Consider the following 14,950-nt stretch of genomic DNA (forward strand, 5'->3'; position numbering starts at 1 on the left):
GCACGGCGAGGCTCGGCCCCCCCAAACCCCCCGATCGGCCCCCCCAAACCCCCCGATTTTTGCAATTCCGAGGGGGCCGACGGATTCGTGCCACCGAAATCCATTCACCCACATGCGAAAGCGAATGCGTGATAGGCGTAGCAGGCGAGTGCATGAGGAGATGAAAACCGATGCGGTAGCATCCGAACCGGTTACGGTGGCAAGCGTTACGGCGGATTTCCGTCGCATCGAAAGGACCTTGCCCCCGGCGCACGCCGCCGCGCTGACCTCGAAGACCGCAAAACGAGATACGCCCGCCGAGCCGGCCTTTCCGCCGAATGGACAGCTCGAGCATTACGAAATCATTCGTAAGCTGGGTCAAGGCGGGATGGGGGTGGTGCTGCTCGCGCGAGACACGAAGCTCGGGCGGCTGGTGGCCATCAAGCTATTGCAAGACCGCGGAGAGGCGACGTCGCGCCTGTTGACCGAAGCCCGAGCGACAGCGCTGTGCAAACACGAAAACATCGTGGTGATCCACGACGTCGACGAAACCGAGGGGCACCCATACATGGTGCTGGAATACCTCGAGGGCCGTACGCTGCGAGAGGTGCTGTCGTCGGAGGCAGACGATGCAAACCGCGGGCTCTCCAAAGGCCAGGCGCTCGATGTGGTGATATCGGTGCTGCGCGCGCTGACGGCGGCGCACGAGCGGGGCGTGGTCCACCGCGATCTGAAGCCGGAAAACATCATGATCCTCGATGCCGGGGGGATCAAAGTGCTGGACTTCGGGCTGGCAAGGCCCGAGGACGGCTTGTCGACGGTCGATGGCGGGACGCTCGCATACATGGCTCCGGAGCAATGGTTGGGCGAGGACGTCGACGCACGCGCCGACATCTGGGCGGTGGGGATTTTGCTGTTCGAGGTGCTCGCAGGGGCGCATCCGCTGAATCCGCTGACGCGGGAACGGCTTGCGACGGTTTCGGATTTGGATGTGCCCATGCCGAGGCTCGGCGACGTGGCGACCGAGCATGCGGCGCTTTCGGAGGTGGTGGATCGGTGCTTGCGGAAACGCAAAGAGGAGCGGTTCGGGTCGGCGGAGGAGGTGCTGGGCGCGCTGATGCCGTTTCGAGGGCGGGCAGCGACACTGGCGCTTGCGGAGGGGGAGCTTCCGTTCGCGGGGCTTTCGGCATTTCAAGAAGCAGACGCGGGGCGCTTTTTCGGGCGTGAGCGGGACATCGCGACGATCGTGGGTCGGTTGCGGCGGCAACGGCTGGTGACGGTGGTCGGGCCGTCGGGCGCGGGGAAGTCGTCGTTTCTGCGCGCGGGGGTGATCCCAGCTTTGAAAAACTCGGGCGAAGATTGGACGGTGCTGGTGCTGCGTCCGGGTCGCAGCCCGGTCGCGGCGCTGGCGGAGGCGTTCGCGGAGGCCGACGTGCGCGCCCAAGGCGACGCGAATAGCCTCGTAACGCTGGGCAATCTGCGCAGCGAGCCGGGGCTTTTGGGGGCGCGGCTTCGCGCGTTTTGCCGCAGGCGCGGCCGCGAAAGCCGCGCGCTGGTGGTGGTGGACCAATTCGAGGAGCTGTACACGCTGGTCGCCGATGCGGACGAGCGGGCCGCATTCCTTCAATGCTTGCTCGGCGTGGCGGACGACGCGTCGTCGCCGCTGCGAGTGGTGGTGTGCATTCGCTCGGATTTCCTCGACCGCGTGGCGGAAGACGGGCATTTCCTGGCCGAGGTGACCCAGGGGCTGTTCATGGTGCCGCCCCTGGGGCGCGATGCGTTGCGAGAAGCGCTTTTGCGTCCGGTGGAGGCGGCTGGGTATCGCTTCGAGGATGAAGCGATGCTGGCGGACATCATGGAGGAGCTGTCGCACGCAAAGACGCCGCTGCCGCTGTTGCAATTTGCGGCGGCGGAGCTGTGGGAGGCGCGGGATCGGGGAGCAAAAACGCTGACGCGGGGGAGCTACGAGCGGCTGGGCGGGGTGATCGGGTCGCTTTCCACGCACGCGGATGCGGTCTTCGCCGCGCTTTCGCCGGCGAACCAGCGGCTTTGCCAAGCGGTGTTCTTGCGGCTGGTGACGCCGGAGCGGACACGCGCGATCGTGAGCATGTCGGAGCTTTCGTCGCTCGCCGACGACGCCGCCGCAATGGAGGGGCTGGTGCAGCACCTTTGCACGGCGAGGCTGTTGCTGCTCGAAGTGGGGGCGAATCCGGGGGCGGTCGCGGTGGAGATCGTGCACGAATCGCTGATCGAGCGGTGGCCGAAGCTTGCCCGGTGGATCGACGAGAGCACGGCAGACGCCCAGTTCATGGCTCGGCTGCGTGCGGCGGCGTCGCAATGGCAAGCGAGCGGCGAGGCAGAGGGGCTGCTCTGGCGCGACCGCGCGGCGGACGAGGCGCGAGCGTGGTACGAGCGGACACGAGTGGGCGCGCATGCGGAGCGCAGTTTGCCGCTCGGACGCTTGGAGGAGCGGTATCTGCTTGCGGTCATCGACCTTCGGGATCAGGCGCGGCGAAGGCGACGACGCTCGGTGGCCGGGGCGTTCGCGATGCTGGGGACGGTGCTCATCGTGGTGGTGTTCCTGGCCATGCGTGCCCAGGCACACGCGCAGCGCGCCGACGCGGAAGCGGCGCGCGTGAAGGAGCAGAACGTCGAATTGGCGCTCCAGGCGCTGCGAGGTCGCAATGCGACGCGCATGCTCGCGGCGCGCAGGCGCGTGGACGATCCCACGCTGGTGCTGGCGCTGGCGCGGGAGGTGGAGGCGCAGGAGATCCCGAAGGAGTGGTCCGAAATCGTGAGCGAAGCGTTGTCGTCGGGGGTCGCGCACGATGAAATTGCGAACATCCACGGCGACTTACGACCCATTTACTCGGCGGCGATCAGCCCGGATGGCGGGCGCATGGTGGTCGCGGCGGACGACGGTACGGCGAGCATCCTGTCGGTGGGCGATTTCCAGCGGGTCGGCACGTTGCGCGGGCACGACAAGCACATCTGGCATGCGACGTGGAGCCCGGATGGAAAGCGCATCCTCACGGCGTCGGGGGACAAGACGGCGCGCATTTGGAACGCGGATGGCTCAGGGGAGCCGGTGGTGCTGCGGGGCCACGCGAGCGAGGTGGGTTGGGCGGTGATGAGCGCGGATGGGCAGAGCGTGGTGACGGCGTGCGACGACGGGGCCGCGAGGGTATTTCGCGCAGCCGATGGGAAGCAGGTTGCGCAGCTCGAGCACGGGGCGGACGTGACGAGCGCCGGGTTCAGCGCGGATGGAAAGCGCATCGTCACGGCAGCGGCGGACGGGCTTGCGCGCGTGTGGAACGCGGATGGCAAGGGCGCGCCATTGGTTTTGCGCGGACACTCGGACGAAGTGGTCGCAGCGAGCTTTAGCCCCGACGGCAAACGAATCGCGACGGCGAGCAAGGATACCACCGTGCGCGTGTGGGATGCTTTCGACGGGACGGAGCGCCGCACGCTGCGTGGCCACGAGGACAAGGTGATGAGCGTGGCGTGGAGCGGCGACGGCATGCGCATCGCGTCGGCATCGAAGGACAAGACCGCGCGCATTTGGGACGTCGACGGCGTGGCGCAGCCGATCGTGCTTCGCGGCCACAAGCACTGGCTCTACACGGCGGAATTCAGCCCCGACGGCCGCTACCTGCTCACAGCGTCGCTCGACCGGACGCTTCGGTACTGGGACCTCACGGAGGTGGTGACGCCGCGGCTATTCGAGTCGCAAACGGGGGTGGTCAACGCGATCCAATGGAACCTCGCTAGTACGCGGCTCGCCACGGCGTCGGGGGACGCGCGGGTATGGCGTGCGGATGGCCAGGGGAGCCCGGTGATCATGCGCGGCCATGCGCAGGGTGTCGTCAGCGTGGCTTGGAGCCCCGACGGCACGCGCCTCGTCGCGGGCGGGCAGGACAAGGTCGCGCGGGTATGGAACGTCGACGACCCATCGTCGTCGGCCGAGCTTGGTGGCCATGACGGAGTGGTCTGGGGCGTTGCTTGGAGCACTTCGGGCGACCGAATCGTCACGGCTTCCGTCGACGGAAAGGTTCGCGTCTGGGCAAGCGACGACTACGCGCTTTTGGCGGAGACCAGGACGCCAGCCGAAGACGTGATCGTGGTACGTGTGGCATTCGAGCCCCATGGCGCACGGGTGCTCGTGGCATACGACACCAGGGATGTCTATCTATGGAATCCGATTGAGCAGGGTGAGCTCGTCGTGCTCGCCAAGCGGCCTGCGACGTTCGATCACCGACACTACACGACCGCGCAATGGAGCCCGGACGGCTCGCGGGTGCTCGGTCCATCAGTGGACGGCGCGGTGCATATCTGGGACGTGCGCGATCTGGCGGCGGCTCCGCGGACGTTGCGTGGAGGGCACGAATCGACCATCACGTTTGCATCGTGGTTGCCCGACGGCGAGCGCATCATCACGACGTCCCTCGACAGGACGGCGCGTGTATGGAGCGTGAATGGCTCTGGGCAGCCCGTCGTCCTCCGTGGTCACGGGGATCGCGTCTCCGCGGCGCACATGAGCCCCGATGGCGCGCGCATCGCCACGGCGTCCGCCGACACGAAGCTGCGCGTTTTTCGAGCGGACGGGTCTGGGCAGCCATTCGTGCTCGGAGGTTCGCCATTTGCGCTGACGGACGTTCAATGGAGCCCTGACGGCAAGTACATCGTGCAGCATTCCGACGAAAAGGTCGCTCGCGTATGGCCCGCGGTGGAGCCATTCACCGGCCCGGACGACGCTCGGCTTTGGAGAGCGACGTCGTATTGTATCCCCGCGCGAATTCGGCAAGAATTGCTCCAGGTTACGGAGGCCGATGCCCGGCGGGACGAGGAAACCTGCAAGCGTCGAGTTGCAGAGGTCCGGGCATCCGCGCCTGCCTCGTCACGACAACGCGCGACACGCTTGCCCCACTGATGTGAACGATCGTTGGCGATACGCTACTTGCATTCACGCAAAAGAGCGTTTTTCGTGGTCATCGTGATTTGGTATGGCACTTGCTGAACGAGAACATCGAATCAGCGGCTTTCACTTGGTCCACTGGACAAGGAGAATCGAACCCATGAAGCTTTTTTCACGCCACGGCGCATGCGTCATCGGAGCATCCCTCATGCTGGCAGCTTGCAATCTCGGAGGCAGTGTTGGAGTCGATAATGGCAAGGTCACGACCGAAGTCCATTACAGCTTGAATGCCGACGGATTCGTTCAAGAAACGCTCGATGCAATGAGCGACTTTGCGGACAAGTGTAAAGGCGAATTGATTCAAGCGACGGGGTCGAGCGGCGTGGGCGTGGTCACGGCTGATCTTCTTGCCAAGTTGCCCGCCGATGCCGACGTCGTTTTCGTCATCGATACGACGGGATCGATGTTATGGGCCATCGAGAGCGTCGAAGTGGCCGTGAGCGAAGCGATGAAGAAGGCGCCGGATCGGCATTATGGAGTCGTCGTTTTTCGTGATCGTGGTGATGATTATGTCGTGAAACCGCTGGCGCCCTTGTCGATGGACATCAACGCCGCGTTGAATGGCCTCGACGACATGAGTGCTTGGGGAGGCGGTGATTATCCAGAATCGGTCGCCATGGGTCTCGATGCGGGATTGAATCAACCATGGCGGATGGACAAGGAGAAGCACATCATTCTCATTGGCGACGCGCCCGATCACGCATACCCCGATGACCCGGTCAGCATGGATTCGATTGCCGAAGACGCGGTCGAGCTCGGCGTCGTCATTCACTCGATTGGCGTTCCCTGCGGCGACACGTGCAAAGAAGAGATTGGCGCGAAGTAATTGATCAAATCGCCATTGTCTTCCGGCACCTCACGGCGACGCGAACGAGAGGTCTCCCGCCATGGTCCTCGCCATTCCCCCGCGCACGGTCCGGCGTTCGGCGCAGACCTGAAATGGCACCAGCACCTCCCCGAACCGGCAAGCGAGGTTTTTCGGCGGCTCGCCGGTCGTCTCGACATAACCGCCGGGCAGAAATGCTACGCTGCCTTCTCGAGTCGGCACCAGCATCACGAGCCGCGCCCCGCCAGCCATTGCGTGCACCGTGACAATCCCGTGGTTGTGACCGACGAACAAATGGCGCCCATCCTCGCTCGTCGACCAGCTCGTGATATATTTCGCGCTGTCTTGCCACAACAACGCGTCGAGAGGGCGTGAGATCGGCTTTGCTCCCCCTTCATCGACGCTCATTTCGTGGCCATCGCTATCGATGGTCAGGACAATCGGGGGCGAACCTAGCGGACGTTTGACCGGGGCGCCGTCGAGGTCGAGCAGCTCGAAGCCGCATTGAATGACGTCGCCGGGGAGCATGCGAAAGGGGTAGCAGCTCACGCTCCGCTCGAATCGCGTGCGTCCGCTCGGGATTTCGAGCACGACCAGGCTACCCGGTCCTCCAAACCCGAAGCCCGAGACGACGAGGTGATTGCCGCGCGCGTCGAAAAACATTTCGCCGAACATGAGGGGCAATCGCTGCAGCTCTTCCAACTTGCCATTTTTTCGTTCGTAAATCGTCATCCCCTCCTTGCTCCCCATGATGATGTGGCTCTGGTTCATCTCGACGACGAGGCCATCCATGGGCAAGGGGGCATCGCCCGGCGACGAATGGAGGTAGAGTTCGGAGCGCAGTGAATGCGGTTTCGTATCGCAGGTCGCGAACTCGAAATCGTGGCCTGCAAACGCTGCAAAACATAGCCCGGGCTGCCGCTCGGTGCGGATCTTGGTCCCCTGCACGAGGTCCCAGAGCATTGCCATGGGCGCCTCGGTATTGAGGAACAGCGCGCGATTGCCCTCGAATTGGACTTCCACCGGCGGCAGCGCATGTTTTTGCAAGACAAGCTCGTGCGGAGCGGGTGGCAGTTTTTCGGGGTTCGGCGCTTTCTCGGGCGGCACGCGCTTGCCCGTAGCAACCACGAATCCGCTCGCCTCGTACTCGGCGACCGGCACCGTGACGACCGTGCCGTCCTTGGAGAAGGCGGGCCCCACGACGAAGGTGCCATTTCCTGATGTGGTGAACCGACCGAGCGGTATACGCCGAACAATCGAGGCGCTTGCCACGTCGACGAGCACCAAGAAGCGCTCTGGCGGGACGTACCCTACCCCCGCCGGCTTTTGCTCTTCGGCTTGCTCGATGATCGCCACCATTTTTCGGTCGGGGCTGAGGGCCTCGGTCACCCGAAAATCGATTCCTTCCCATGCGTCACTTGGCGGGACAAACCCAGGCGTGATCGGTATTTGCGCGGTCGTCGCGCTGCCGTCATCGTGCGGAAAACAATATTCTGCGTGTCCAGGTCGGGGCGCGGCGCGGTTCAGCCGCCATTTGTTGTTTCGATTGATGCAATATCGCCCGTCGTTCGTGAAATGGGCAGGAGAGGCCGGAAAAGTGACGTTTACCGTGTGCGTAGGACCAAAATCCTCGACGCGCTCGGTCCGGATATCGAAAATCGCATTGGACGCGCCGACGATGGCGACCTTCGATCCGTCCGGCGAAAAGCCAACGCCGCCGATGTACTTCTCTTTGCGCGTCGCAAGAACCTTCTTTTCTCGACTGCCGACGATGACGAGCTCCATCTCGTCATCACCCACGCGGCGCTTGACGAAGATACGGCCGCTCGGCTCGTGGATCCCGTACGCCGTCGTCTTATCGTCCTCGAACACCGTTTCGGAGGAAGGAACGGCCGAGACGACGAGGCGGCCGCGGTCGGAGTTGTATGGCCTGTTTTGCGCCTCTCCTTCGAAGAGCAGCGTCCCCGCATCGTTCCACCGAACATGCCAGCGGATGTCCCGTCCCATGCATCCCGAGCTTCGCCGTCCAATCTCTTTGCCTTCGGGGAGCGTGAAAAGCACGCTCTCTTTGGCATTGCATGCGAAGAGCCGGCCCCCGTCGGGGCTGAGCGAGCCCCGCTGATAGGCTCCGATGCGAATGTCGCGGGAATCGTAAGGCTTTACGATCCAAAGAATACCTGCCTCGTCGAAGCGACCGACCGCGCCCGACTTCGAGGAGAATGGGGTCATCCCGAGCCAACGCAATGGCGCCCATCCTTCGCCGCGCGGTTCGAGTAGCACGTGCCCGACTTTGTTTTCTGGCAGCAGAATCGCTTTGTTCCCAGGGATATCGGGGATTTGGCGAACACCGTAATCGATGTATTCGACACCTCGCTCGACTTCGCCCGCCGTTGCGGGCAGGACGAGGACGGGCGTACCTTTTTCTCCGGTATCGGCCTCGAGCTTTGCTTCTGCCTTTTCGAGCATTTGTCGCGCGCGTGCAGCATCGCCTTTTTCGAGGTACGCGAGGCCCGCGCCGATGAGCGCGCGTATCGACGCGGGATCGTGCCCGAGCGCCGCCTCGAATTTGCGCAGCGCCTCCTCCGATTGCCCAGCGTCGAGCGCGCGATAGGCCTGCGCGAGCTCTTCTTGCATCGTCCCTACCGAGCGGCGGGTATTCGGCTCGGAGGGCGTCATCAAGGGCGGCGTCCCCGCGCAGCCGAGCCCGAAAACGAGCGCCGCCGCCGCAATGCAGGTGATGTGTGTTTTCGAGGTCATGGGGATGTCGGAATGCGTTACTGCGTGCTCGCGCACGGCGTCAAGCGGCCCGACGCACTTGCCATGCATCGGGCGGCCCATCAAAACCGCAGCACGATTTTCCCGAAGTGCTCGCCGCTCGCCATGTATTCGAGCGCCGCGCGCGCTTCCCCAAAGGCAAACGTCTTTGCGTCGACGACCGGCCGCAATGCATTGACCGCGATGGCGCGGTTCATCGCTTCGAACATGCTGCGCGATCCGACCATGATCCCCTGCAAGCGCAGTTGTTTCATGAGCACGGGGAGCACGTTGAAGCTTTCGGCAGCACCGGCGAGCACGCCAATCACGCTGATGGTCCCGGCCACGCGTGTTGCCTTGACCGACCGAGCGAGCGTGCCGGCGCCTCCCACTTCGACGACGTGATCGACGCCCACGCCACCCGTGAGCTCGATGGCGCGTTTGTCCCAATCAGGGTTTGTCTTGTAGTTGATGGTTTCCCATGCGCCAAGCGACTTGGCGCGTTCGAGTTTCGCATCGCTGCTCGATGTGACGATCACGCGAGCGCCAACCATTTTGGCGAATTGCAGCGCAAACATCGACACGCCCCCGGTGCCTTGGACGAGCACGGTATCGCCAGCGGTCACGGCGCCGGTGGAAAGCAATGCATTGTAGGCGGTCACCGCCGCGCATGGAAGCGTCGCGGCTTCAGCGTCGGACAGGTGCGCGGGTACATGCACGAGCCCCGATTCGCGCGTGACGAAAAGCTCGGACAGCACGCCGGGCAGCGGCCCTCCAAGCGTGGTGCGGAGCTTTTCCGCGGTCACGTCGCCCTCGATCCACCCTTGCGTAAAGATGGGGCATACCCGGTCGCCTTTTTTCACACGCGTCACGTCGGGTCCGACATCGACCACTTCACCCACGCCGTCGGAGAGCGGCACGAGCGGCAACGGTTGCTTGGGGTTGTAGTGTCCGCGGACGGTCATGAGGTCGCGGAAGTTGAGCGATGCGGCGCGCATGCGAATCACGACCTGGTCACGCTCGGGGACGGGATCTTTCAGGTCGACCTGCGCGAGAGAATCCAGGCCGAATGTACCTTGAATGATGATGGCTTTCATGTTGTACGCGTTCCTTGGTGGGGCGGCGCTTTTCGCACGTTCGTTTGAACACGTCAACGACTTCGGAGCATGGACATTTTCCGTCCCATTGCTATTCCGAGCAGGCAGGATCGTGCGCGCAGTGTCTTCAGGTAGGACATTCTTCGACCCTCTTATGTGTCGAATTCGGCCGCTCGCCGATTCTCTTGTGATAAAATGAATCCACGACGCGCCTCGAGCGGGAGGACCCCATGGAGAAGGTGTCGCTGACGTACTTCGTCGATTTCGTGTTGCGATCGGGAACGCCCAAGATCACGGGCGTGCGTGAATACAAAATGCGCAAGGACGAATTGTCATCGGACTTTTATCGTCCCATCCGAGAAGGCATTTTGACGATGCACAGGCGCGGCGCTTGTGAATCGATGCTCGATGAAATCCTCGCCGGACAAAACGATGACAAAAGGCGTCGCATTTATCCACACGTTGCAGCGGGTTATCGCAAGTTTTTGGCTTCTGGAGACAAGCGTTGGTTCGCGCCTCCGCAAGGTGAAATTCAACTCGGCCCCTTGGTCGTGAACCTGAATCCCGAAGTGGGGTTTTTAATTGGCCGAAAGCCTCACCTCGTCAAGCTCTACTTTCGCCAGGAGCCATTGACGTCGAAGCGGTCGTCCATCGTGCTGGCGCTTCTCGCGGCAGGTCTTGGGCGCTCGTATCCCGAACACGTCTTCGCCATGCTGGATGTGCAGCGAGGAAAATTGCATACGACGGAAGCTCCGCACAACCCGCGCCTCGAAATGCTCTTGCGCGGCGAAGCTGCATCATTTTCGACGATCTATGCGGCGCTTTGACCATTGATGAACGACGATCCCGCCGGAAATGTGGCAAACGGCGCAAAAAGATCTGCTTGACGCTCGTGGACGGCATCCCGTAGCGTCGCGGAATGCGTAGACTCGTTCCTTTGACTGCCTTGGCCGCAGCCCTGCTCGGCGCGCCATCCGCGCTTTCCGCAGGCGCCGATACCTGTGCTGCTCCCACGGTCATCTCGTCGCTGCCCTATGCCGATAGCGGAACGACCGTCGCGGCGATAAACGACATAAATGCCGTTCCCTTGACGTGCAATAACAAATACACGTCGACGCAGGGACCGGACGTCGTCTATTCGGTTACCGTCGGACCACCGCCGAATAGCCTCACGTTTTCGCTCGATCCTACGGGCATCAACTGGGATGCATCCATTTACCTCTTGACGACGTGCACCGATGGCAATACGTGCGCCGCTGGATACGGCGCTGATACATTCGGGCCCAACGGAACCGAAACCATCTCGCTTACCAACATCCCCGCGGGCACCTACTTCTTTTATGTCGACTCATTCTACTCGTCGGGCAACCTGAACTCGGGAACCTACGACCTCACCGTCACGGGCAATCTGGGTAACGTTCCCGCGGCGCCCGTCGCCAATGACGGCACGTTGACCACCGCGGAAGACATGGCGGGCACCACGACGCTCACGGCAACCGATGCCAATGGCGACGTGATTACGTATGCAATCGTCCAGCAACCGCCGGCAAGCGAAGGCTCCGTGGCGCTCGTCGGCGATCAGGCAACGTTCACGCCGGCACTGGATTTCAATGGCACGTCGAGCTTTACGTTTTCGGCATCCGACCCCGGAATGCTCGTGTCGAATACGGCAACCGTCACGGTGACGGTGACTCCCGTCAATGACGCGCCCATCGCAAGCAATCAAATGCAATCGACGATGGAGGACACCGCCGTCGACGTGACGCTCATGGGATCCGACGTCGATATGGGCGATACGCTGACGTACGCCATCTCCATGATGCCGCCGGCCAATGAAGGCGCGGTGACGCTCGCGGGCAATATCGCCACATTCACGCCCGGTGCGAACTTCAATGGCACGACGTCGTTCACGTATCACGTGATCGACATGGCAAACGCCATGTCGAGCGATGCGACGGTGACGATCGACGTGACGGCCGTCAATGACGCGCCCACGGCGGATGCGCAAAGCGCCGTCACGATGGAGGACACGCCGCTCATGTTGACGCTCACCGGCGCCGACGTGGATACGGGTGACATGCTGACGTTTGCCGTCGATATGCAGCCGCCCATGGGCGAAGGATTGGTGACGATTGCCGGCGACATGGCGACCTTCACGCCGGGACCCAACTTCAATGGCACGACGTCGTTCACGTTCATTGCGTCGGACATGGCAAACGCAATGTCGGCGCCCGCCATGGTGACCATCGATGTCACGCCGGTGAACGATGCGCCCGTCGCCGACGACAATGCGGCGAGCACGCCGGAAGACACGCCCGTCGACATTACACTGACGGCGACCGACGTCGACATGGGCGATATGGTGACGTTCGAGATCTCCGCGCAGCCGCCGGCGGGCGAAGGCGCCGTCACGCTCAATGGTAACATCGCCACGTTCACGCCGGCCGCGGACTTCAACGGACAAACCTCGTTCAAGTTCCGCGCCCTGGATTCATCGATGACTCCATCGACCGACGCGACGGTCAACATCATGGTGGGTGCGCTCGATGATCCTCCCACGTTTGTCGATCCAACCCCGTCCGAGGGAAGCACGCTCAGCGTCAAGGCTGGAGAAACCCTCACCTTTACCGTCGTCGCAACGGATCCGGATTCGACCCCGACGTACAGCATCACGAACGCGCCTGCCGCATCGACGTTCGACGCGGCAACGGGCGAGTTTTCCTGGGCCACCGTGGAAGCGGACATCGGCGCGTACCCGCTCACGATTGGCGCGGCCGACGACATGAGCACCATCATGCGCAACGTGACGCTCGAAGTCACCGAGGGTGGTGGTGGCGCGGGTGGTGGCGGCGGTGCGGCGGGCGCTGGCGGAGCTGGCGGCGAAGCTGGCGGCGGCGCAGGTGGTGACGGCGGCCGTGCGGGCGCCGGTGGCGACACGATTGGCGCGGACGAAGGATGTGGGTGTGTCGCGGTAGGCGCAGAAAGCGGGACGGCGGGTTCCGGATTGCTGCTTGGCCTGCTCGCGCTTCTCGGAATTCGCCGTCGCAGGAATTGACGAACCGAACCTCATTGCAAAAGGCCGAAGTCCGAATTTTTCGGGCGCTCGTGGTGGGTCCCACTGTTCGAGCCCGCGTAGCGGGCGAGTTTGGGGGGACCGCGAGTGCCCGAAAAAATCGGGCTTCGGCCGTGGTTACACCCCGAAGTACACGCCCGCTACTCGTTCGGAGCGTTACCCCACCGTCACCACGAGCGGTTTCTTGATACCCGCGAGCACCGCGACGCCTCGAACTTCGCGAAAATCCCCTTCCAATCGAATCCAATGCGACACTTCGCCCGACCGAAGGTCGACCACTTGTACGCCGCATCGCGCTGCCGCGCCTTTTTCAGCCAGGTTCTTGACAAACGGCAAACCCGCAATCTGCTCGGGAGATCGCGGCAGCGACAAACCCATCACCGCATGATGGCCCCAAAACGCGAGCCCTTCCAGTATCCCCGGACAAAACGCAATCGGCTCGAATACCCGACGATCAAAATCGACAAACCCGAAATACCCCGTACCAGCATTGTGTAGCCAAAGTTTGTCTTGGTACACTCGCGGCGATTGCGGCATACAAAGCCCGTCGATGACCACTTTCCCGGTCACGACGTCAATCACACACCCTCCATCGAGACGTCTCGACCGATACCCGAATGCAACATCCGTCGGTGCATACGCCGTGACGTACGCTGCAGCACCATCGCGAAGCGCCAAGCCGCTCAAATGACATCGATCCTCGGGGACCAATTTCGATATGAAAGGCGGACGCCACACGGGACGAAAACTGTGCTCTCGTCGAGCGTCGCCAAACAATTGAATTGCGCGTTGACGAATACGACGCGCCCATCACTTTCACGAGCAATATCGCACACATCGAGCTCCCCGATCGTATGTGTCGATCGCGGGCAAAAGAAAGCGTCGCCATCCCCCGCCAAGCGTCCCGGCGCTGCACCGTACGTCAATCGATGAATCCTGGATGTGGATGCAACAAGCATCGCCTTGCCATCCGACCACAATGCCCGCGGAGCATCGAAGACGCTCTCGCATAATGCGATACGGCCATCGTCTTCGGTGCCAAATGCGAGCAGCCGCATCCCCGCGCCCGTCGTCACGGCCAATCCCAAATTCTGCTCGGCAAGCCAGTGTTCGAGCGCTGCCGATGTGGTGACATCCGACGCACGCATGGGCTTCAACGTCATTTTATTCATGCAAATACCTGCGCAACGGATGCCGCATCCACCGTCACCGTTTTGCGCAATTCATCGGATTCGAGCGGCAGAACCGTGGGGTTTCGCACGCCTTCGAGCGTCACGACGTCGTAAAGCTCCTCCACGGCTCCTTCGAGCCGCAGCCAATTGGCAATGTCACCCGTTCGCAAATCGATCACGTGAATACCACAACGCGCCTCGGCTCCACGCTTTTGTAGGTTTTCATCGAGCGGCAAGCCGCCGAACGTTTTTTGGTGCCTGGGCCGCGACAAACCAACGATGGCGTAATCTCCGCTGAACGCAAGACCTCGCAAATACCCTGGACAAAACGCGACCCTTTCGAACACCCCCCGATCCACGTCGACGAATCCGAAATAACCCGCCCCCGAATTGTGCACCCACAACTTGCCCCGATAATAGCGCGGCGAATGAGGCATCGACAACCCCTGCACGACGACTTCCCCCGATTCTACATCCAGCACGCAACCGCCGTGCCTGCGCCGATCACGCCATCCATCGACGACATCGCTGCGCGATACCACCGTCACATAGGCCGGTTTTCCATCCTTCATGCAAAGGCCATTCAAATGACAACGGTCTTCGGCAACGAGCTTCGATATGAACGGAGGCTTCCAAACGACGCGAAAACTCGCGTCATCGTCGAGCGTTGCAAGGCAATTGAATGACGTATTGACGAAGATGACTCGTCCCTCGGCATCCACGGCAATGTCATGCGTATCGATGTCCCCCGTCGTGTAGGCGTCTCGAGGCACATAAATGCGATCTTTGCCATTTCGTTTCGCCCCCGTGGCCAGCACGTTCTCCAGACGCCAAATGTGGAATTTCGATCCGAGCCACATCGTCTGGCCGTTCGACCATAAACCCATACACGTCGGAAGCGACCACTCGCTGGCCCCGAGCTGCCCTTCGCCAGCGAGCCCAATCAGAAAAAGCTTACCTGTTTGATATGTGGAAAACGCAAGGCAACATTTTTGCTGTTCGAGCCACGAGGGTAGTTGTGCCGGACACGTAATGTGTGTGCCCGCATTCGGCTGAGAGGTCGAAGGCATCAGG

The 14,950-nt window shown here is 62.3% G+C and carries 9 protein-coding genes; 4 read left to right on the forward strand and 5 right to left on the reverse strand.

Going from position 1 to position 14,950, the window contains the following annotated elements; translation table 11 throughout:
• Positions 1-160 precede the first annotated feature (160 nt).
• Both IPM54_44015 and IPM54_44020 read left to right on the forward strand, forming a co-directional pair.
• Positions 161-4,909 (forward strand): protein kinase, encoded by a 4,749-nt coding sequence (locus IPM54_44015; GenBank protein ID MBK9266741.1) that lies wholly within the window; start codon positions 161-163, stop codon positions 4,907-4,909.
• Between the two features lie 145 nt (positions 4,910-5,054).
• Positions 5,055-5,780: a VWA domain-containing protein gene (locus tag IPM54_44020; GenBank protein ID MBK9266742.1), complete on the forward strand. Its 726-nt coding sequence runs from the start codon at positions 5,055-5,057 to the stop codon at positions 5,778-5,780.
• Between the two features lie 30 nt (positions 5,781-5,810).
• Here IPM54_44020 and IPM54_44025 read toward each other — a convergent pair whose 3' ends face one another.
• Both IPM54_44025 and IPM54_44030 read right to left on the reverse strand, forming a co-directional pair.
• Positions 5,811-8,537: a tetratricopeptide repeat protein gene (locus tag IPM54_44025; protein MBK9266743.1), complete on the reverse strand. Its 2,727-nt coding sequence runs from the start codon at positions 8,535-8,537 to the stop codon at positions 5,811-5,813.
• Positions 8,538-8,617: 80 nt separating this feature from the next.
• Positions 8,618-9,631, reverse strand: coding sequence for an NAD(P)-dependent alcohol dehydrogenase (locus IPM54_44030; protein MBK9266744.1), 1,014 nt, complete (start codon positions 9,629-9,631; stop codon positions 8,618-8,620).
• Between the two features lie 230 nt (positions 9,632-9,861).
• On the opposite strand from IPM54_44030, the gene IPM54_44035 reads away from it, so the two are divergent.
• Entirely contained in the window at positions 9,862-10,458 is a 597-nt protein-coding gene (locus tag IPM54_44035) for a hypothetical protein (GenBank protein MBK9266745.1), read from the forward strand.
• A 92-nt stretch (positions 10,459-10,550) separates the two neighbouring features.
• Positions 10,551-12,686 carry a tandem-95 repeat protein gene (locus tag IPM54_44040; GenBank protein ID MBK9266746.1) on the forward strand — a complete coding sequence of 712 codons (2,136 nt, stop codon included), beginning with the start codon at positions 10,551-10,553 and terminating at the stop codon, positions 12,684-12,686.
• 174 nt (positions 12,687-12,860) lie between these two features.
• Here the strand turns inward: IPM54_44040 and IPM54_44045 are convergent, their stop codons facing one another.
• Genes IPM54_44045 through IPM54_44055 form a run of 3 tightly spaced genes read right to left on the reverse strand, consistent with a single transcriptional unit; the run spans position 12,861 to position 14,946 of the window.
• Positions 12,861-13,442, reverse strand: a complete 582-nt coding sequence (locus tag IPM54_44045) for a DUF4915 domain-containing protein (GenBank protein MBK9266747.1) — start codon at positions 13,440-13,442, stop codon at positions 12,861-12,863.
• Entirely contained in the window at positions 13,388-13,876 is a 489-nt protein-coding gene (locus IPM54_44050) for a DUF4915 domain-containing protein (protein MBK9266748.1), read from the reverse strand. The genes IPM54_44045 and IPM54_44050 overlap by 55 nt, the downstream gene beginning before the upstream one ends.
• On the reverse strand, positions 13,873-14,946 hold the full coding sequence (locus IPM54_44055) for a TIGR03032 family protein (protein MBK9266749.1): 1,074 nt from the start codon (positions 14,944-14,946) through the stop codon (positions 13,873-13,875). The genes IPM54_44050 and IPM54_44055 overlap by 4 nt, the downstream gene beginning before the upstream one ends.
• Between the last annotated feature and the right edge of the window lie 4 nt (positions 14,947-14,950).

The organism is Polyangiaceae bacterium (genome assembly GCA_016715885.1).
Lineage (GTDB): Bacteria > Myxococcota_A > Polyangia > Polyangiales > Polyangiaceae > Polyangium.